Below are 19759 nucleotides of genomic sequence, written 5' to 3' on the forward strand. Positions count from 1 at the left end.
TGGTCGAACTATATCTTCAGAATATTGCTGTAACGACGTGCTTGCGCCGCCGTCTGCCACTGTGGCGGCAGCAGGACACTGGCCGCCGCTTTCCTCTTCCCGATCCCCACTCCCCTCAAGAAACCAGTACACTAGTTCCTGAGCGCAACTAATTTTGTGCGCGCGCCATGCCGCCTGCCGTTGCCGGGAGGCGTCCCTGCCGCAAGGCGTGTTGTCTGCCTGGACGAATGGAATGTTCACTTCGCGCAGCCTGTCTCCTGCCTTCTATTACCTGTTCTTTTCAGGAGAACGGGAGCAGCAGCAGCGCTTTTTCAAGGAACTGCATTTCATTTCGATAGCCATCCTGACGTTTGGCCTGGCTTGCTGGCTGGTCACGTTCAGCCTGACCTTGCCGCGCACCTCGTTCGAGCATGCGCAGGCGGCGCTGGGCGTGACGGGCATGCTGGTCGGGCTGCTGCTGACCGTGTATGCGAAGTCCTTGCAGGCGATTATCGCCAGCGGCACCATCAGCGTGCTGTTCATCGCCTTCAGCTTTCGCGTGCTGATGCTGGGCACGGAAGACCCCGCTTTCTGGGTGTTGCCGCTGGGCGTGATGATCACCCTGACGACGGCGCCCATTTTCAGCGGCATCGCGTATTACCTGGGCGTGTCGCTGTGCGTGTGGGCCATCCTGGGACTGGGGCAGTTTCCCGTGCATGCGGGCCAGGCCGACCAGCATTGGCCCGTGCTGGCCGTCACCATCAGCGTCATCATCGGCCTGGCGCTGAATATTTATTTTCTCGTCTTGCGCATCCACAACTACCGCGCCCAGCGCGAACTGGCGACGATGGCCTACAAGGATGGTTTGACCGGGCTCAACAATCGCCGCATGTTTACGCAAGGCGCCCGCGCCTTGCAGCGCACGGCGCGCACACCCGCGTATTTCCTGATGATCGACATCGACGACTTCAAGCAGATCAACGACGTGTACGGCCATGACGTGGGCGATGAAGTGCTGAAAAAAATCGCCGACGTGATCGCCAGGCTGTCGGGCGAGCACCTGTGCGGGCGCCTGGGTGGCGAGGAGTTTGCCGTCATTTACCTGGGCGAAAAGAACGCGGCCTGCGCCTTTGCCGCGCAGCTGGTCGACAGCGTCGAGGCGGCTTTCGTGCCGGAACGCAAGGTGTCCGTCAGCATCGGCGTCGCAGAACTGCTCAAGGAAGCGGACTTGTCGCACAGCTACCGGCGCGCCGATGAATCCTTGTACCAGGCCAAGAAAAGCGGCAAGAACCGCTACGTGCTGAACGCCGCCTGAGTATTGCCGTTGGACCTGGCGTCGAGCAGCGCCAGCAGGGCCTGCGGGGAAATCTTCCAGGGATCGCGCTGCTCGGGGTCCACCTCGTACCAGCTGTCCTGGGCGCCGATCTTGAGGATGGTCAAAGGGATGTCCTTGCTCTCAAAGAACGCCAGCATGCGGCGGATCAAACGGCTCACCTTGGCATGCTCATCGCTATACAAGGAACAGGTATAGAAGCAGCCCTTCTCTCCCATGCGCAATTTCCTGGCCGCGCCGACACGCGAGTGGAGCACGTACTTGAGCAAGAACTCGGTCACGGCCTCATCATCAACAGAAATGCTGCAGGAAATAGTGATCTGGGCCATGGCAACGGGGGACAGTGATTCAATAGCCAAGCTTAGCAGAAAGAGATTTATTCCTGAAATGCTAAGATCGCGGCCCGCGCATGCCGGCAACCGGTCCGGCATGGCGTCTCGACAAGGATGGCCATTGAACACTCCAGGAAAAATCACTCTACGCATGCTGTCGCTTTGCGCCGCGCTGTGCCTGCCGCTTTCCACCATGGCAGAAACTATTTCTGCCGAAGATGCCGCCTTCGTAGCCGCCACCGTGCCCGTGCCATCGCCGCCGCTACGCCTGAGTGCGCATCCGGAGATCCGCGCCGACATCTTCAAGCTGCTCGGCTATGCGCGCGGCAGCTATACGCAGGGCAACACCCTGATCGCGCGCCAGGTGCTCGACAGCATGTATTCACTCGATGACATCACGCGCACCATGCTGCCCGACGGGCGCTCGGTCCTGGCTTCCATCGATGCCGGCACACACGGTGCACGGCGCGCCGCCATGCTGTTCGATCCGAAACGCAAGCTGTTGGCGCTGGGCCTGGTCAACGGCCACTGCCAGGCTGCCACCGGTGACGCCGCCCCCGCCTGCCTGCCACCCACGCACGCCGTGCTGACGGTGTTCCTGCCACCGGGCGCGGAGGATGAGATGGCCGCGCCGCTGCTCGTGTGGGCACGGCAGTTGCCGATCATGCTGGCACAGGCTGCGCCGGCACAGCGGCAAAGCATTGCTGCGGTGGAATACATCACGACCAGCCCCGGCCAGCCCGGCTGGGAGCCGCGCGACGTGCCGCCCGGCTTTCCCGCCAGCCTGCTGCACCTGCTGCTGCCGAATGCGGAATTGAACAGCAGTTCCAGCGGCGGCAAGATCGTCACACCGGCTGGCCTGGCCGGTTTGCCCATGCGCACGCCCACGGAAGCGGCCGAGGCCGGTGACGAGCCCATGCCCGATGCCGACATCACCGTGCGCAGCTATGCCGATTTCCACTGGGTGCTTAACACCTACGCCAAGCTGGCCAAGGGCGCGCAAGTGAAGGGCCATGATGACAAGGTGGTGTTTACGGGTAGCGATACAAGCGGCCGCTATACGGTGACCTTGCGCGAACCAAACAAGGACGATGGCGTGCTCATCACCGTGGCCAGCTGGCGGGAAAAATAAGCGCAAGAGCAGGGAAAGCATTGCCATTACGCACAAGAACATGGCATTTTGGCATTTTGCGGTATGATTTCCGGCCGTGCGGCGCGGCCCTGTCCCTGCCTTGTCCACCCTGCCCTTCAAGCCAGTCACGCTTGCGTCGCATCCTGCCCCTAAGGAATTCATATGTTCGGTTTTAACTTGCGCGTTGCCAAGATGGTGTGGACGGCTTTCCTCATCGCCTTCCTGCTGTTTCTCACCTACAAGGTTTCGTCGACCTTGATCGTGGTGGTCTTTGCCATTTTCTTCAGCTACCTCGTGTACCCGCTGATCGGCCTGCTGGAACGCCATGGGCCGAAGCGCTTGCCGCGCACGGCCGCCATCGGCATCGTCTTCCTCGTGGTGATCTTGCTGGTGGCGATACTGGGCTCCATCTTCGGCGCGCGCATCGAGGAAGAAGCGATCAAGCTCAGTAATCAGTTGCCGACCCTGCTCAAGGGCAACAACTTTGCCGAGCGCATCCCGTTGCCGGAATTCATGGAGCCGTTGCGCGCGCGCCTGCTGTCGTTCATGCAGACGCAGCTGAGCAGCGGTACGGGACAAGCGATGCCGCTGGCGAAAGAACTGGGTTTGACCGTCATGCATGCGGCCAGCAACCTGATCTATCTGGTGCTGGTGCCCGTGCTGAGCTTTTTGCTGATCAAGGAAGGGCCGGACATGCGCGACGGCTTGCTGTCCCTGCTGAACCGTCCGAACAAGAAACTCTGGGGCGCCATCATCGATGACCTCGACATCTTGCTGTCGCGCTATGTGCGCGCCCTGCTGCTGTTGTCGATCGCCACGTTTGTGTCGTACAGCATTGCCTTTTCCCTGATGGGCGTGCCGTACAGCCTGCTGTTGGCCGGCGCGGCCGCCTTGCTGGAATTCATCCCGTTTGCGGGCCCGCTGGCGGCGGCCGTCATCGCCGTGGTCGTGGCCGGTTTCAGCGGCTTCGAGCACGTGTTCTGGCTGATCGGCTTTATCGCCGCCTACCGTTTGTTCCAGGATTACGTGGTCAACCCGTATTTGATGAGCGAAGGCGTGGAAGTGAGCCCGCTGATGGTGATCGTCGGCCTGCTGGCCGGCGACCAGCTCGGTGGCGTGGTCGGCATCTTCCTGTCCGTGCCCGTGATGGCGGCCATCAAAATCGTCTTCGTGCGCGCACGGGCAGCCTTGCAGGCGCGCCACGATGCACTGGAGAAAGCGGAACAGGCCGCGGAAGAAGCGCGCGCCCAGGCCCTGGCCGAGGCGGCGCGCTTGCAGGAACAGGGCAGCAAGGCTACCCTGCCGGCGCAGTAACTTAAAACTCTTCCCACTCGCCGCTATTATCGGCTGCAGGCTTGGCGGGACGCGGTTTTGCAGCAGCGACAGGTGCTGCGGCGGCGCGGGTTGGCGCCAGGCGCAGCGCCGGGCGTTTCAAGGCCGTGCTGGCGGCGGCCACGACAGGCTTGCGCAAGGCAGGCTTGGCGGCGGGACCGCTATGGCTGGCATCGAGTTTGAAGATGCTGACCATTTCGGCCAGCGCCGCCGCCTGTTCCTGCATCGATTCCGAAGCGGCTGCCGCTTCTTCCACCAGCGCCGCATTCTGTTGCGTCACGGTATCCATCTCCGCCACTGCTTGATTGATCTGGCCGATGCCCAGTTCCTGCTCGCGGCCGGCGGCGCTGATTTCGCCCATGATGTCCGTCACGCGGCGGATGCTGGCCACGATCTCGTCCATCGTCGTGCCCGTCTGACTGACCAGTTCGCTGCCTGCCCCCACGTTCTGCACCGACGCTTCGATCAGCAGCTTGATGTCCTTGGCGGCGCTGGCCGAGCGGTGCGCCAGGTTGCGCACTTCCGTGGCGACGACGGCAAAGCCGCGGCCCTGCTCGCCGGCACGCGCCGCTTCCACGGCCGCGTTCAGGGCCAGGATGTTCGTCTGGAAGGCAATGCCGTCGATCACGCCGATGATGTCGGCGATCTTTTTCGACGATTCGCTGATGGTGCCCATGGTATCGACCACTTGCGCCACCAGCGCGCCGCCCTTGACGGCCACGTCCGATGCGGAGACGGCCAGCTGGTTCGCCTGGCGCGCATTGTCGGAATTCTGCTTGACGGTCGAGGTCAGCTCTTCCAGCGATGAGGCCGTTTCTTCCAGGCTCGACGCTTGCTGCTCCGTGCGGCTGGACAGGTCCAGGTTGCCCGAAGCGATTTCATTGCTGGCCGTGGCGATGGCGCCGCTGCCGTCGCGCACACCGCGCACGGTGGTCGACAGGCGTTCCTGCATTTTCTGCAAGCCCGTCAGCAAGGCGCCCATTTCGTCGTTGCGCGTGATGACGATGTCGTTGGCCAGGTTACCGTCGGAAATGGCGCCGAAATGGCGCAGGGCCTGGTCCAGCGGGCCAAAGATGGCGCGCAGCAGCAAAATGCTGGAAATAATCGTCAGCAAGGCGCCCACCAGCATGCCGCCGATGGCCATGGCCACCTGAGTACGGTAGCTGGACTGACTTTCCGCATACATGCGGGCGGCCGAAGTGGTCTGGTATTGCGTCAATGTTTCGGCGGCCTGGTCCAGGCTGCGGTACAGAGGCGTCAGCCCCGTCATCATCAAACCGTCCGCTTGTGCGACATTACCTTCACGCAAAGCCTTGCTCATGACCAGCAAGCCATTGCTCATGTAATCGCTGCGCTTCTTGTCCATGTCGTCGGACAGGCGCTTTTCGTCCGTGCTTTGCGGCAAGGCCAGGTAGACCTTCCAGAACTTGTTCGAGGCTTCCATGAATTGTTCGGCACGGGCCAGAGTATCCTTGGCGTCGGCCGCTTCGGGGTGCACCATCACGCGGTCCATCGTGAACCGGGCGCGGCCCAGGGCAATTTGCGATTCGCCGATCGCTTGCGTCGATGCCAGCTGATTACTGTAGACCTCGTTAAGGCTGTTGTTGGCCGATTTCAGGCTGATGATACTCATGACGCCCAGCACGGCGATCATCAAGCCCAGCACACTCATGGTGGCAATCAGGCGCATTTTTATTGTTATGTTAGACAGCATGCAGTTTTCCTTGGTAGGGGCGCAACCATGCCTGCGCCCGCCAAACGGGATAGCAGCAAACGCCTGATGGGCGGGTCACGTGAATTGTTCAGGACAGATCGATACGGCGTGTGCGGCGGCAGGGGGGAAGGCGGCCCGCGCATATCGTCAGGAGTGCAAGACAGGGCAACGAGGTCGAGGTTTCCTGTACTTTTATTTCCTTACTGCAAGATACAGGGAAAGATTACTAGTAGCAACATCCAGCATGGATTTTCACGCTTTGTAACAAGTAGATGATGTTTTTTGCGCAGAACTGGCATTGCGCAATCGTGCGCGCTCGCGCCAGAATGCCATTTATGCTAGTCAACTAGTTAATACATGGTTTCTTCGATGAGCTGGCCATCGCTGCGGAAATATTGAAACCGGCCCGTTTTCTTGCCCATGTTGTAGGCGCCGATCAGCTTCGGTTTTCCGTTCTGGAAATTCTCGATGCTGACGCCATGCAGCACACCCTTGTGCCAGTTGCGCTGAAATTGCGGCACTTCGCCATCGGGATAAAACAGGGTTTCCTCACCATCGCGCTTGCCGTCGGCAAATGAACCCTGATAACGCCGCTTGCCATCCGGATAAAAACTTTCCATCGTGCCCTCAAGCACGCCCAGGCGGTAATGCTCGGCCAGTTCCAGCTGGCCATCGGGCGCATATTGTTCCAGCTTGCCTTCCGGTTCGCCATTGAGCATGGTCAACACTTGCCAGCCGCCATCCGGCGTCGCTTTCTTCCATGGCCCCTGCTTGACGTCGTCAACGTAATTTCCGCCACCGCCAGGTTCGACCCACTGCCCCTGCTTCTTGCCATTGACATAGTTGCCCTGCCATTGCACCACGCCTTCGACGCGGCGCTCGCTGGGTCCATCCAGCCTGTCCTTGAGGTAGGTATCGAAGCCGTGGTAGTTGCCCTTCCCCTCGTCGCGCCATTCCTCCACGCCCAGGCTCACTTCCCAGCGTCCCGTGCGCTGACCACGCTGCATCATGCCCGTCGTCGTTTCTTCGCCGCTTGCATAGGTCCATGCTCCTTCAGCCCTGTCATCGACAAACGCGCCAGACGAGCGGATGGTGAGCGGCTCTTCATAGTGCCACTGGCCTGTGCGCTTGCCCTGCGCATACTGGCCGCGGGCAAACACGCTGCCCCTGCAGCAATTCACCTCGTACTCGATGAATGGCCCATCCTGGCTGGCGGCAAAGCGCTGCGGTTGCGTTTCCCAGGTGATCCACTTGATGTGATAACTGGGCGCGCGCCCGCCTTGCCAGCCCTTGCCCAGCAAATACGTGGCCGTGAGGAAATGGCCATCTTTTTCCTCGAAGGTTTTTTTATAGGCAAACGCCGGCGCATCGGCCGGCTTGCCGGGCAATAAATCGCCATCGATATTGAAATAGCCGACCAGGGTGCCATGGCCATGCTCGATGGCGTCGAACTGGGCCACGCCCGTAGGCGCATAGGCGATGCTGTAGTCGATCAGCTGCAGACGGGCCAGCGCGGCGCGTACCCGCGCCTCGTCCATGGTTTTCGCGCCGCGCACGATGGCGTCCAGGGCCGGTTGCAGGGAGGCCACCTTGAACATCCTGCCGCCGCTGCCCTCGTAGCGGTAGGCGTACAAGCCGTAAGCGCTACCGCTGCGGCTGAGCACGAACGTGGTTTCACCTTCGCTGTCGAGGTCAAGCTGGAACACGGCCGCGATGCTGGCCTTGCCATACTTGTCCAGGTTCATGCGTTTTTCACTGATCCCATTGCACTGGCAGTAGTAGCCGTTGACTTCGCCATTTTCCCGCAGGAAGGCCAGCACCACGCCGCCGTCGCGACGCTCGACGACGCTGGCAGTGGCCATGGGGGCGCCTTCATAGAAACGCGCTGCCTGCGCTGGCGCCAAGTTACCGAGCGCCAGCAGCGCCGTCATCGTGCTCATCCAAAATGTTTGCCGCATGCCCACTCCACTGCCTGAAAACCGCCATTATGCATGGCCGTTCAGGCAAGACCGGACACGCGAGGACGCCGGCCGAACAGGGGCCGCTGCACCGTCTGCGCCAGCAGCACGCCCAGCAGCGAGATGCCGCCGCCGACCAGGTGATACACATGCATGCTTTCGTGCAGCCAGACGATGGCCAGCAGGGCCGTCAGCAGGGGCAGCAGGTTGACGTAAATGCTGCAGCGGTTCGGTCCCAGCAGTTTGACGCCTTCGATCCACAAGTAGGACAGCACGATGGACGAACCGATGCCCGCATAGCCGATCAGCGGCAAGGTGGTCGCGTCCAGCTTGGCGCTGCCGGGCGGCAAGAGCAGGAAGAACGGCAGCATGCACGCCAAGGCTGCCAGCGCCTGGCAATAAATGGCTTGCCAGGCGGGAACGGACAACCGCCAGCGGCGCAGCAACACACCGTACAGGGCAAACACCAGGCAGGCGAGCAGCATCAGCGCATCGCCCGCATGCACGCCTTGCTGCAGCAGGGCCAGCACATCGCCGCGCCCCACCAGGTACAGCAAACCGCCAAACGACAGCAGGCCGCCGGCCGCCATGCCCACCGTCAGGCGCTCGCCCAGCAGCAGCACGCTGAGCAGGGCCGTCATCAGGGGCGCCAGCGCCGTGACGATGGCCATATTCGTCGCCGTCGTCGATTCGGCGGCGCGGTAGGACAAACTCTGGAACAGGGCCATCGACATCAGGCCGCACAGAGCCAGCTGCCACCAGTGGCGGCGGATGGCGGCGCGGTTGCGCCACAGGGGCCGGGCGATAAACGGTGTCATCACGAGCAAGACCAGCACCAGACGGTAAAAGGTGATGGCCGTGGGGGCGATGCTGGACGCGGCCAGTTTGGACACGACGACGTTGCCGGCCCACAGCAACATGGCCAGAAACGGATACAGATAGGCGCGCACAGGCATGCGAGGCTCCATAAATAATTGCGGGTATTCATCATGCCGCAGGCGCGCCGCGCCTTCTCGCGCTAAGATGTCCATACCTATCGCAAAACTGACCCTCTTTCATGGATTGCTCGTCCCCCGCCTTTCAGGAATTGCTGCCCGTCACGGCGCGCGCCATGGCGCTGGCCGTCGACTATGCGCACGGCCACGTGATTTCCGCGCACCGTCACACGCATGCGCAACTGCTGTATGCCATCGAGGGCGTGATGACCATCGAGGCGCAGGGCGGGCGCTGGGTGGTGCCGCCCACGCGCGGCGTGTGGCTGCAGCCCGGCATCGCGCACAAGGTGCGCATGAGCGGCGCCGTCAAGATGCGCACGGTGTTCATCAACTGCGCCAATTCGCCATTGCTGCCTGGTCACAGTTGCGTGCTCGACATCAGTCCCCTGCTGCGGCAATTGATCGTGGCGGCCGTCGACATCGCGCCCGATTTCACGGAAGGCAGCCGCGACTGGCATCTGCTGCAATTGCTGTTGCACGAGCTCGACAGCCTGCCCGTGCTGCCCCTGTATCTGCCGCTGCCCATGGATGCGCGCCTGCGCGGCATTTGCGCGCGGCTGATGGAACAACCGGGCGAACAGCAGACGGTGGCGCACTGGGCGCAGGAACTGGCGATCACCGAGCGCAGCCTGCACCGGCTGTTCCAGAAACAGACGGGCATGCGCTTTGGCCAGTGGCGCCAGCAGGCGCGATTGCTGCGGGCGCTCGAGCAATTGGCGCAAGGCGTCAAGGTCATCGACGTGGCCATGGACAACGGCTACACGAGCCAAAGCGCGTTCACGGCCATGTTTAAAAAACATTTCGGCACCACGCCGACCGCGTTTTACCAGGCTAAAGTCATCGCCGCGTAAAAAAAATGCTGCTATGCATCAATAATCATGGGCGATTGGGAGCAGGCTTGTTATCATCGCAAGCCTTATCGCACCGCGCCCATCCTGGCAGCGGTGTTGACCTCAGCTCACACCACCATGACACAGAATTTCTTCCAGACATTTATCCTGCTCTTGCTCGTCACCGACCCGTTCGGTAACGTTTCCCTGTTCGTCAATGCCCTGAAACGGGTGCCCATCGAGCGGCGCTGGAAAGTCGTGGTGCGCGAGTGCATGATCGCCTTCGGCATCTTGCTGTTGTTTATGTTCTTCGGCCGCCATTTCCTGAACGCCTTGCAATTGTCGGAAGTGGCGCTGCGCATCGGCGGCGGCGTGATCCTGTTTCTGATCGCCATGCGCATGGTGTTTCCGCAGCCAAACGCGGGCAATAGCGACCACGAGATGGGCGGCGAACCGTTTATCGTGCCGCTGGCCATCCCCGCGCTGGCCGGCCCGTCCGCGCTGGCCACCGTGCTGCTGTTTTCCTCGCATGAAATGAACGAAGTGATCGCCCACGTGGCGGGCTTGACGGCCGTGGCCGTCGTCTGGCTGGCCGTCTTCCTGTGCGCCGAACGCTTGCAGCGTGCGCTCGGTCCAAGGGTCATGACGGCATTCGAGCGCCTGATGGGCTTGATCCTGACGGCCATGGCCATTGAAATGCTGCTCGCCGGCATACGCGCGTTTTTGAAATCCGTTTAACATCAGCATTCATCCACTGAAGGAGTCCAGCATGAGCCGTTGCGCCCACATTTGCCTGATGGCCGATTACAACCAGTGGATGAATGCCAAGGTCTATGCGGCGGCAGCCAGCTTGCCGCCCGGCGAGCTGGAGCGCGAGCGGGGCGCCTTTTTTGGCTCCCTGCTGGCTACCTTGAACCACGTGATGGTGGGCGACACCCTGTGGCTGCAGCGCTATGCAAAGCACCCGGCCGGCTTCCCCCTGCTCGCCCCCATCCGCGCCATCACACCACCCGCGTCGCTCACGCACCCGCTGTTCGCGGCCGAGGATTTTGCCGCCATGCACGCGCACCGGCAATGGCTGGACCAGCTCATCGTCGACTGGACCGCCTCCATCCGCGAAGAAGACCTGGACCACCTGCTCGACTACCGCAACAGCAAGGGGCCGAACCGGCGCGAGTTTTTCAGCCTGCTCATGCATTTCTTCAATCACCAGACCCATCACCGGGGCCAGGCCAGCACCTTGCTGTCGCAAGCGGGCGTCGACATTGGCGACACGGATTTACTGTTTCGCATCCCCAACCATCTTGCCGACTGACGGCACGCGATACAACCACGCTTTCCCGGCAATCGCCGCCAGCGCCAGCACACCCAGCAGCGCGCCGCACGCCAGCGCCCCCTGCATGCCATAGTGCGCAATGGCCAGGCCGCCAGCCAGCGCGCCCACCGTCACGCCCAGGTTGATGGCGGCGATATACACGCCGATGGCAAACGCGGGCGCCTCGCGCGCTTCGCTGCTGAGCCACACTTGCGTGACGATCAGCCCGCTCGTATGCGCGGCGCCCCAGAACAGCAACAGGACCGCCATGGGCGCCCAGCCAATACCGCTGCCCGCATAGCGGTACAGCAGCCAGTATGCCAGCCCCAGCAGCACAGGCTGCAGCAAGACCGTACGCAGCACGTGCGTACCCAGCTGGCGCCCCGCGAACAGATTGCCGGCCACGCCACCGATACCAAACACCACCAGCGCCAGCCCCGTCTGGCGCGCCGACAAGCCCGCCTGCTGCTGCAGATACGCGGCCGCATATGCATACACGGCAAACATGGCCGCAAACACGAGCACAGCGGCGGCAATGGTGAACCACAAGGCGGGTTTGCGCAGCACGGCCAGCTGGCGGCCATATGCCATTGGCGCTTCCTGCGGCGTGTTGGGCAGGAACAGATATAGCCCCAGCGCCGCCAGCGCATTGACGAGGGCGCAGGCAAGAAACGATGCCTCGTAGCCAACTTGGGCGGCGATCCAGGTGGTGAGCGGGATGCCCAGCACCATGCCCATGCTGGTGCCCGTGAACGCATGCGCGCCAGCACGCGCCGCATCCTGTGGCAGATACAGGGCGGCGGCTGCCACCATGGCCAGCGAGAAATACACAGGATGGAACAGGGCCGGCACGATGCGCAGCGCCAGCAGCAACTCGAACCGGGGCGCATACGCCGACACCACGCTGGCCAGTGCGAACACCAGCAGAGAAACGATCAGCACGCGCTTGCGGCGCCAGCGCGTGGCCAGCAGCACGAGGAAAGGGCCGCCCACGGCGATCACGAGGGCGAACAGGCTCACCAATGACCCCGCCTGCGCGGCCGTCACGCCGTAGCGCTGCATGATCATCGGCAAGATGCCGACGACGCCAAACTCGATGCAGTACACGCCGAACAGGCCCAGCGCGAGAAAGACGATCGGGTGCGGGCGGGTCATGGCGTTTCCTTGGCGCCATACACTGCCTGGCACAGTTCCGCCACGAACGGCCCCGCCATGCCTTCCAGTGCCGTATTCGTAAACGCCACCACGGACAGCTCTTGCGCCGGATCGACAAACCACGAATGGCCATACGTGCCGCCCATGCGCCACGTACCCACGGACTCCGGCGTGGCGGCGGCAAGCGGGGCCGTCAACACGGTAAAGCCGAGGCCAAAGCCGCGGCCCGGCCAGAACGGCAAGTCGAAGCCGCCCGTCTGGCTTGTGCCCATCTGCTGCGCCAGACCGGCTGGCAGAATCGGCGCGCCACCCTGGCGCAGGGTTTCCAGCAAACGCATGAAATCGGGCGCGGAACCCACCATGCCCGCACCACCGGACGGATAGGCCTGCGCATCGCGGGCGCGGGCCGGAGATAACACAAACCCTGCCATGCCATCGAGAAACGGCAGATGGTCTTCACCCTCGTCGCGCAAGCGGCGCGGCCGGGATTCTCCCGCTGCCCGGTCCGCATACGCGGCGGCCAGGCGGGCCGGGTCGGCAGCCACAAAACCCGTGTCGCGCATGGCCAGCGGCGCCGTCACCAGCTGTGCCACGGCGTGCGCCAGCGGAAAATCAGTCACCGCTTCGATCACGGCGCCCAGCACATCGGTGGCAATCGAGTATGCCCAGCGCTCTCCCGGTACATACGCCAGCGGCACGGTGGCCAGGCGGTGCAGGTTGTCCTCCAGGGAAATGCGGGACGCATCCATGCCGTCGGACACCCCGGCCTGCGCATACGCGCCGCCCGGCGGCTGGAAAAAGCCATAGTCGAGCCCGGCCGTGTGCGTGAGCAAGTGGCGCACGGTGATGGCCGCCACGGCACCGTCCGGCTGGCGCGGCGCAAAATACGGCAGCCAGCGTGTCACCAGGTCGTCCAAGCCCAGCCGGCCCTGCCCCACCAGCGCCAGCGCGGCCGTCGAGACGATGGGTTTGCTGACGGACGCCAGGCGGAAGACGGCATCTTCAACCATGGGCGTGCCCGCCTCGCGGTCCAGGTAGCCGGCCGCGCGGCGGTACACGTCCTTGCCGCGCTGGCGTACCAGCACGACGGCGCCCGCCAGGCGCTGCTGCTGCAAAACAAAGTCCAGCAAGGGATCGATACGGGCGGACAAGGCCGCGGGAGAGAAGTTGTACATCATGGCGTAGCCTTTCAAATGATCAGGCTGCCAAGGTAAGGCAGGCGCGATCAAAGAAAAACAGGCTATAGTTTCTGTCTGTGCGGACGTTGGCATCCGCAATCAATGAGGATCGACATGGATAACCTGGCGGGATTCACGGCCTTCGTGCAGGCGGCCGAAACGCGCAGTTTTGTCGCGGCGGGCCGCGTGCTCGGTATTTCCGCCTCGGCTGTGGGCAAGAGCATCGCGCGGCTGGAAGAGCGTCTCGGCGTGCGCCTGTTTCACCGCAGCACGCGCAGCATCGCGCTCACCAGCGAGGGAACCGTGTTTCTCGAACGCTGCCGGCGCATCCTGGGCGAGATCGAAGCGGCCGAGCTGGAGTTATCGAACAGCAAGAGCGCGCCCCGAGGCCGGCTGCGCGTCAGCTTGCCGCAGGTGGGCAGCCTGCTCAATCCCGTGCTGGCCGCGTTCGCGCGCGCGTATCCGCTGGTGGAACTCGACCTCGACTTCAGCGACCGCCGGGTCGACGTGATCGAGGAAGGCTACGACGCCGTCGTGCGCGCGGGAGAGAGCGCCGACAGCCGTTTGATGAGCCGCCAGCTGGGCCAGTTCCAGCTGCAGCTGGTGGCCGCGCCCGCCTACCTGGCGCAACACGGCACGCCGCTGCTTCCCGCCGACCTCGCGCAGCACACTTGCCTGCTGTACAAATTTCCCAGCAGCGGCAAGGTCGAGGCCTGGCCCCTGCCCGAGTGGCCTGCCCTGCATGCGGCCGGTTTGCCAGCCCTGCTCAACTGCAACAATGTGGAGACCCTGCTGCACTTTGCGGAAAGCGGCCTGGGCATCGCCGCCCTGCCCGACTTTACCGTGCGCGCCGCGCTGGCCGCAGGCCGCCTGCAGCCGGTACTGGACGCGCACCGCCAGCATGACGGCGCCTTCCGCATCCTGTGGCCCAGCAGCCGCCACCTGACGCCAAAACTGCGCGCCTTCATCGACTTCCTCGCCACCCACGTATTTCCGGAAAGCTGAGCCCGCATCCGGCGCCGCGCTCGTTGTTTCCACACGACAACTTAGTTAAGTTGCTACCAGTTTTTCAGCTTTTCACGGACTTGATACAAGTTTTTGTATTGCAGTGCGGAATTTTGAGGAACAATTACAGGCTAGCCGCCGCTACGTATAAACCCGTAGCCCCGGTCTGTCCGATGTTTTCCCTCACTTCCGCAACACGAAAGCAATCATGTCACTCACACAATTCAAAATCGGCACCCGGCTCGGGATCGGGTTCGCTGTCGTCCTCGGCCTGCTGGTGGCCGTCTTGCTCGTCGGCTTGTATTCCATGGGACAACTGAGCGCGCGCACGCACGATATCGTGGCCGACAAGAACGTCAAAATGGCGGCCGCCAATACCATGAGCGACAACGTGCGCAACATTACCCTGGCGATCACGAGCATTGTGGTGGCGCCGACGGAAGCGCTGGTGCAGGCGGAACTGGCAAAGATCGGCGAAGCGCGCAAGAAATACGGCGCCGCCAAGGAAACCTTGCAAAAGAAAATTTCGACGGACAAGGAAACGGCGCTGATGGCCGAGCTGGACGCCGCCCTGAAAGCGGGCGCACCGCTGAACAACAAGGTCATCGAGCTGCGCAATGCGGGCCAGACGGAAGAAGCGATCGCTTTCCTGACGCAGCAAGCGGCGCCGAGCCTGAAACGCGTGCTGGGCGCGCTCGACAGCCTGGTCGCGTATGAAGGCGAGCAGGCGGCGCAAGCGGCAACGGAAGCCGAAACGCTGAGCAACAGCGCGCGCGCCTCCATGATTACCCTGGGCAGCCTGGCCGTGCTGCTGGGCGCTTTTGTTGCATGGATCATCACGCGCTCGATCACCCAGCCCATCAATGCGGCCGTCAGCGTGGCAGAAACCGTGGCCTCGGGCAACTTGTCGTCGCACATCGTCGTCAATTCCAGCGATGAAACGGGCCGCCTGCTGGGCGCCCTGAAAGCCATGAACACCAGCCTGCTGGGCGTGGTGGCGCAAGTGCGCAACGGCACGGATGCGATCTCCACGGCATCGAGCGAAATTGCCGCCGGCAACCTCGACTTGTCGTCCCGCACGGAAGAACAAGCCAGCTCGCTCGAAGAAACGGCGTCGGCCATGGAAGAGCTGACCTCGACCGTGAAGCAGAACGCGGACAATGCGCGCCAGGCGAACCAGCTGGCGAAAAGCGCGTCGGAAGTGGCCGTGCGCGGCGGCAGCATCGTTTCGCAAGTGGTCGATACCATGGGCACGATCAACGCCTCGTCGCGCAAGATCGTCGACATCATCGGCGTCATCGACGGCATCGCCTTCCAGACCAACATCCTGGCCTTGAACGCGGCCGTCGAAGCGGCGCGCGCGGGTGAACAGGGACGCGGTTTTGCCGTGGTGGCGTCGGAAGTGCGCAATCTGGCCCAACGATCGGCGGGCGCGGCGAAGGAAATCAAGGAATTGATCGCCGCCTCCGTCGCCAACGTGGACACGGGTTCGCGCCTTGTCAATGAAGCGGGCCAGACCATGGGCGACATCGTCGACAGCATCGTGCGCGTGACCGACATCATGGGCGAGATCACCTCCGCCACGCACGAGCAAACCATCGGCATCGAGCAGATCAACATGGCCATTGCCCAGATGGATGAAGTGACGCAGCAAAACGCGGCCCTCGTGGAAGAAGCGGCGGCCGCCTCGCAAAGCATGCAGGACCAGGCGGGCGAACTGGCGCATGTGGTCGGCTTCTTTAAAACCGGCAACCATGTCGCCAGCGCTGCCAAGCTGGCGCCTGTACGCACGGCACCGGCAGCGCCCGCCATCGCACGCCCCGCAGCCAAGCCAGCGCCAGCGCGCAAGGCCGTCGCGGCCGCGCCGGCACGCCGCAGCAATGCGGCCGCCGAGAGCGAATGGGAAGAGTTTTAATGCACGAGTTTTAACCCTCAGCAACATCGCAATGGGGGAAAGCCAGGCAGGAAGTTGCTGCCTGGCTTTTTTTCGTCTGCCAATACCACTTTTTTTGCCGCAAAGCCCGCGCAATAGACAAAAGTGCAAAACGTGCACCGCGCATACGCTTTACAATCCTCGCTCGCTTTACAAAATATTGGTCATCATGAATCAGGCAGAACAGCAGCGCCTCCTGGCTATCCTGGAGTATTGGCACAAGATCGAATTCTTTATCCCGTTTGACCTGAATCAAATCACGGACGTTGAAGACCAGTCCACCGTGCGTCTCCTGCACCGCGAACAGCTGGCGCAATTGCCGCCGCAGTTCGCCGCGCAATGGCAAGTACCGTCCGACCGCGAGATCGACGGCTTCTCATTGTTCCTTGGCGTGTTCGACAAGGCCGAAATCAACAAGGCTTGTCCGCCGGCCACCGGCCCGGAAAACATTGCCGAAACAGAAAAAACAGAGTTGCTGGGACGCTCGTGCTTTGCCCGCCTCAATCTCAATGCGCTGGGCGAGCCGCAGTTCGATCCCGTTTCCGTGTCGACCTTGCCGTGGGCCCTGGGCCGCGCCCGCACGCCGGACTGGTCGGGCCTGAGCCTGGACGCCTTCAGCAACAGCCAGCTGGCGCTGCAAGACAGCCTGCGCAACTTCGCGGCAAGCCGCACGCCACAGCAAGTGACGGACGAGGCCGGCAATGTCTCCTCTCCCCTGTCCGGTATGGAAATCGCCGCCCTGGCCGACCTGTTGCGCGACTGGGCCGGCTTCCACCCGTCCGCCGGCCAGCCACTGGCCGTACTGGAATTGCGCACGCGCAAAAAACGCGCAACGGCCACGGAAACCGATGCGCTTGAATCCAGCCAGAACCGCAGCCTGGACTTCGGCGACGCGGTGGAACCGTCGATCGATATCCTCAACAGTTTTTACCTCGATGACCTGGAACAGATCATTCGCGCCTTGCGTGGCGGCAAGTTGCCGGCGACAGTCGCGGCCTATCTGACGCCGCTGGCACAGGATGAGCGCATCGACCTGTACAGCCCGGCCGGACGCCAGGCGCTGGCCGCCATGCTCAATCCCGGCAATATGAACCGGGGACACTGGCTGGAAGACGCCAGCTACGCCATGAGCCTCATGCAGCAGTTCGCCATCCACGGCGCGCGCACGGGCTTGAGCGAGCGGGGCATCTTTTCCGTCAACGGTCCACCCGGCACGGGCAAGACGACCTTGTTGCGCGAATTATTCGCCGACAACATCGTGCGCCGCGCCAGCGTGCTGTCCTGCCTGGACCGCGCCGGCGACGCCTTCATCGGCAAGGTGGCCGTGGCCTTCGAAGGCGTGCGCGACCCGATTACCATCGCCCGCTTGCGTCCGGAACTGACGGGCTTTGAAATGGTCGTCGCTTCGTCGAATAACGCGGCCGTGGAAAACATTTCCGGCGACCTCCCAAAACCCAAGCAGCTGGGCAAGGAATGGGCACGCACGCGCTACTTTGAAAACGTGGCGCGCCGGATCGTGGCCGACGGCAATGGCGCCAACCGCGCCCTGAGCGAAGCGGAAGCACCATGGGGCTTGATGTCCTGCGCGCTGGGCAATAGCGCGAACCGCCGCCGCTTCGTCAGCAATTTCTATGACGACGACTGGGACAAGACCACGGCGCGCAAGACGCCGAATGCGCAAAATATCCGCCAGTGGCTGGCCAGCCACCAGGGCGTGAGCTTCGCCCAAGCCGCGCGAGAATTCCGCGAGACGGAACACGTGGTGGAAAAGGCGCTGGCCGAGCACGCCCAGTACGCGGCCCTGTGGCAAGCCGTGGGCACGTGCACGGAAGCCGAATTCATCCACAGCAGCCAGCAGGCGCTGATTGCAGCCGAGCAAGAGATGGATGCGGCGAATGGCGCCCTGTCCGGCGCGCTGGCGCAGCAGGATACCCTGCTCGCCAGCAAGAAGGAATTGCTGGAAGAAGAACGCCTGGTGGCGCTGACGCAGCCCGGTTTCTTTGCCCGCCTGTTCCGCACGGCGCCGGCGCGCGCCTACAAGGACGCCGTCGTGGCCAACGCCGAAGCGCAGCGCCAGGCCGCGCGCGACGTCTCCGCCATCAAGCTGCTGCTGAAGGGCGAGCTGGAACCGCGCTGCGAGCGTGCCCGCAACAGCCTGCACATCGCCCTGCGCACGGCGCAATCGCGCCAGCGCGAATGGGATGACAGCACGGAACTGCTGCGCCGCGCGCGCATGCGCTTCCCCACCATCGCCGCGCCGGCAACCCTGGACGAGCTGGACGGCGACGCCCTGCAAATTGGCGGCCTGTGGCATGAACCGGCCCTGGCCCGCTTGCGCTCGCGCCTGTTCGCCAAGGCCCTGGCCCTGCACGAGGCATGGCTGGCGGAAGTGGCAAAGAAAGGCGGCCCCGGCTTTGGCGGCAACTTGCTGGCCGTCTCCAAATTGCTGAAAAACAAGCGCGCCTACGACCAGTCGCACGTCGCCATGGTCTGGCACAGCCTGTTCATGGTCGTGCCCGTCGTGTCGACGACGTTTGCCTCGTTCGCGCGCCAGTTCCAGGGCATGGGTCCCGAATCGCTGGGCTGGCTGTTCATCGATGAAGCGGGCCAGGCCGTGCCGCAAGCGGCGCTGGGCAGCCTGTGGCGCGCCAAGCGTGCCGTCGTCGTGGGCGACCCGCTGCAGATCGAGCCCGTGTTCACGGTGCCGGGCCGCCTCGTGCAAACCTTGTCCGCCCTGTCGCCGCACACGCAGGATGGCAGTTATGCGCCGACTTCCGTTTCCGTACAGACACTGGCAGACAAGGCCAACCGCTATGGTGCCGTCGTCGGCGCCGGCAGCCCACAGCCCTTGTGGATCGGCAGCCCCTTGCGCGTGCACCGCCGCTGCGTGGAACCGATGTTCTCGCTGGCCAACAGCATCGCCTACGAAGACAAGATGGTCTATGGCTTGAGCGAGCGCACGCCGCCGGCCGGCGCGCGGGGACTCACGAAAGGCCCCAGCTGCTGGATCGACGCCATCGGCGCCGTCAGCTACAAGCAGGTCGTGCCCGTGCAACTCGATTTTGTGCTGGAAGTGCTGCTGAAACTGTACCGCCGCGACGGCAAGCTGCCCGACATGTATGTGATTACGCCATTCAAGGCCGTGCGCAACGAATTGCGTTCGCGCATCGTCGACATGGACTGGGACCGCCGCCTCGGCTACGGCAAGGCGCCGACGGCGCGCGAATTGCGCCAGTGGAGCAGCCAGATGGTGGGCACCGTGCATACCTTCCAGGGCAAGGAGCAAAGCGTGGTGATGCTGGTCCTCGGCGCCGACGACAGCACGGCGGGCGCGGCGCAGTGGGCGGCAGCCACGCCGAACTTGCTCAACGTCGCCCTGACGCGCGCGCAGCACCATGTGTACATCGTCGGCAACCCGCTGCTGTGGGGCCAATTGCCGTATTTCGCGCCCGCGTGCGCGCAATTGCCGCATACGGGCATGCATGAGTTTTTGGTGGAGATGGGGTAGAACACCTGATCAAACCTACTGCGCGTCGCGATTTGCCGTCTCCGATGCTCACTGTGCATT

The 19759-nt window shown here is 63.2% G+C and carries 15 protein-coding genes; 9 read left to right on the plus strand and 6 right to left on the minus strand.

Annotation, left to right across the window (positions count from 1 at the left end; translation table 11 throughout):
- The first annotated feature begins 232 nt into the window (after window positions 1-232).
- Window positions 233-1294, plus strand: a complete 1062-nt coding sequence (locus tag ACQ4WO_RS25300; RefSeq protein ID WP_436483741.1) for a GGDEF domain-containing protein — start codon at window positions 233-235, stop codon at window positions 1292-1294.
- Here the strand turns inward: ACQ4WO_RS25300 and ACQ4WO_RS25305 are convergent.
- Window positions 1273-1797 (minus strand): hypothetical protein, encoded by a 525-nt coding sequence (locus tag ACQ4WO_RS25305; RefSeq protein WP_436483742.1) that lies wholly within the window; start codon window positions 1795-1797, stop codon window positions 1273-1275. The two genes, ACQ4WO_RS25300 and ACQ4WO_RS25305, sit on opposite strands and share 22 nt — an antisense overlap.
- Here ACQ4WO_RS25305 and ACQ4WO_RS25310 point away from each other — a divergent pair.
- Both ACQ4WO_RS25310 and ACQ4WO_RS25315 read left to right on the plus strand, forming a co-directional pair.
- The gene (locus ACQ4WO_RS25310; protein WP_436483743.1) at window positions 1796-2776 is read left to right on the plus strand and encodes a hypothetical protein; all 981 of its coding nucleotides are present in this window, start codon (window positions 1796-1798) and stop codon (window positions 2774-2776) included. The genes ACQ4WO_RS25305 and ACQ4WO_RS25310 overlap by 2 nt on opposite strands.
- A gap of 162 nt (window positions 2777-2938) precedes the next feature.
- Window positions 2939-4090 carry an AI-2E family transporter gene (locus tag ACQ4WO_RS25315; protein ID WP_436483744.1) on the plus strand — a complete coding sequence of 384 codons (1152 nt, stop codon included), beginning with the start codon at window positions 2939-2941 and terminating at the stop codon, window positions 4088-4090.
- A gap of 1 nt (window position 4091) precedes the next feature.
- Here ACQ4WO_RS25315 and ACQ4WO_RS25320 read toward each other — a convergent pair whose 3' ends face one another.
- The 3 genes from ACQ4WO_RS25320 to ACQ4WO_RS25330 form a co-directional block, all read right to left on the minus strand.
- Window positions 4092-5822 (minus strand): methyl-accepting chemotaxis protein, encoded by a 1731-nt coding sequence (locus ACQ4WO_RS25320; RefSeq protein WP_436483745.1) that lies wholly within the window; start codon window positions 5820-5822, stop codon window positions 4092-4094.
- A gap of 350 nt (window positions 5823-6172) precedes the next feature.
- Window positions 6173-7780, minus strand: a complete 1608-nt coding sequence (locus ACQ4WO_RS25325; RefSeq protein ID WP_436483746.1) for a toxin-antitoxin system YwqK family antitoxin — start codon at window positions 7778-7780, stop codon at window positions 6173-6175.
- Window positions 7781-7821: 41 nt separating this feature from the next.
- On the minus strand, window positions 7822-8736 hold the full coding sequence (locus ACQ4WO_RS25330; RefSeq protein WP_436483747.1) for a DMT family transporter: 915 nt from the start codon (window positions 8734-8736) through the stop codon (window positions 7822-7824).
- 101 nt (window positions 8737-8837) lie between these two features.
- Here ACQ4WO_RS25330 and ACQ4WO_RS25335 point away from each other — a divergent pair, with 101 nt between their 5' ends.
- The 3 genes from ACQ4WO_RS25335 (at window position 8838) to ACQ4WO_RS25345 (ending at window position 10920) form a co-directional block, all read left to right on the plus strand.
- Window positions 8838-9626, plus strand: coding sequence for an AraC family transcriptional regulator (locus tag ACQ4WO_RS25335; RefSeq protein ID WP_436483748.1), 789 nt, complete (start codon window positions 8838-8840; stop codon window positions 9624-9626).
- 117 nt (window positions 9627-9743) lie between these two features.
- A complete protein-coding gene (locus ACQ4WO_RS25340; RefSeq protein WP_034754361.1) occupies window positions 9744-10343 on the plus strand; it encodes a MarC family protein in 600 nt (199 codons plus the stop codon).
- Between the two features lie 31 nt (window positions 10344-10374).
- A complete protein-coding gene (locus tag ACQ4WO_RS25345) occupies window positions 10375-10920 on the plus strand; it encodes a DinB family protein (RefSeq protein ID WP_436483749.1) in 546 nt (181 codons plus the stop codon).
- On the opposite strand, the gene ACQ4WO_RS25350 is transcribed toward ACQ4WO_RS25345, so the two are convergent.
- Window positions 10885-12075: an MFS transporter gene (locus tag ACQ4WO_RS25350; RefSeq protein WP_436483750.1), complete on the minus strand. Its 1191-nt coding sequence runs from the start codon at window positions 12073-12075 to the stop codon at window positions 10885-10887. The two genes, ACQ4WO_RS25345 and ACQ4WO_RS25350, sit on opposite strands and share 36 nt — an antisense overlap.
- The gene (locus ACQ4WO_RS25355; RefSeq protein ID WP_436483751.1) at window positions 12072-13253 is read right to left on the minus strand and encodes a serine hydrolase domain-containing protein; all 1182 of its coding nucleotides are present in this window, start codon (window positions 13251-13253) and stop codon (window positions 12072-12074) included. The genes ACQ4WO_RS25350 and ACQ4WO_RS25355 overlap by 4 nt, the downstream gene beginning before the upstream one ends.
- Before the next feature lie 114 nt (window positions 13254-13367).
- Here ACQ4WO_RS25355 and ACQ4WO_RS25360 point away from each other — a divergent pair, with 114 nt between their 5' ends.
- The 3 genes from ACQ4WO_RS25360 to ACQ4WO_RS25370 all read left to right on the plus strand — a co-directional run bounded on the left by ACQ4WO_RS25360 (window position 13368) and on the right by ACQ4WO_RS25370 (window position 19699).
- Entirely contained in the window at window positions 13368-14258 is an 891-nt protein-coding gene (locus tag ACQ4WO_RS25360) for a LysR family transcriptional regulator (protein ID WP_436483752.1), read from the plus strand.
- A 208-nt stretch (window positions 14259-14466) separates the two neighbouring features.
- Window positions 14467-16173, plus strand: a complete 1707-nt coding sequence (locus tag ACQ4WO_RS25365) for a methyl-accepting chemotaxis protein (RefSeq protein WP_436483753.1) — start codon at window positions 14467-14469, stop codon at window positions 16171-16173.
- Between the two features lie 187 nt (window positions 16174-16360).
- Entirely contained in the window at window positions 16361-19699 is a 3339-nt protein-coding gene (locus tag ACQ4WO_RS25370; RefSeq protein ID WP_436483754.1) for a DEAD/DEAH box helicase, read from the plus strand.
- The last annotated feature ends 60 nt before the right edge of the window (window positions 19700-19759 follow it).

This window comes from Janthinobacterium aestuarii (assembly GCF_051380835.1).
In the GTDB taxonomy this organism is placed as follows: Bacteria; Pseudomonadota; Gammaproteobacteria; order Burkholderiales; family Burkholderiaceae_D; genus Janthinobacterium; species Janthinobacterium aestuarii.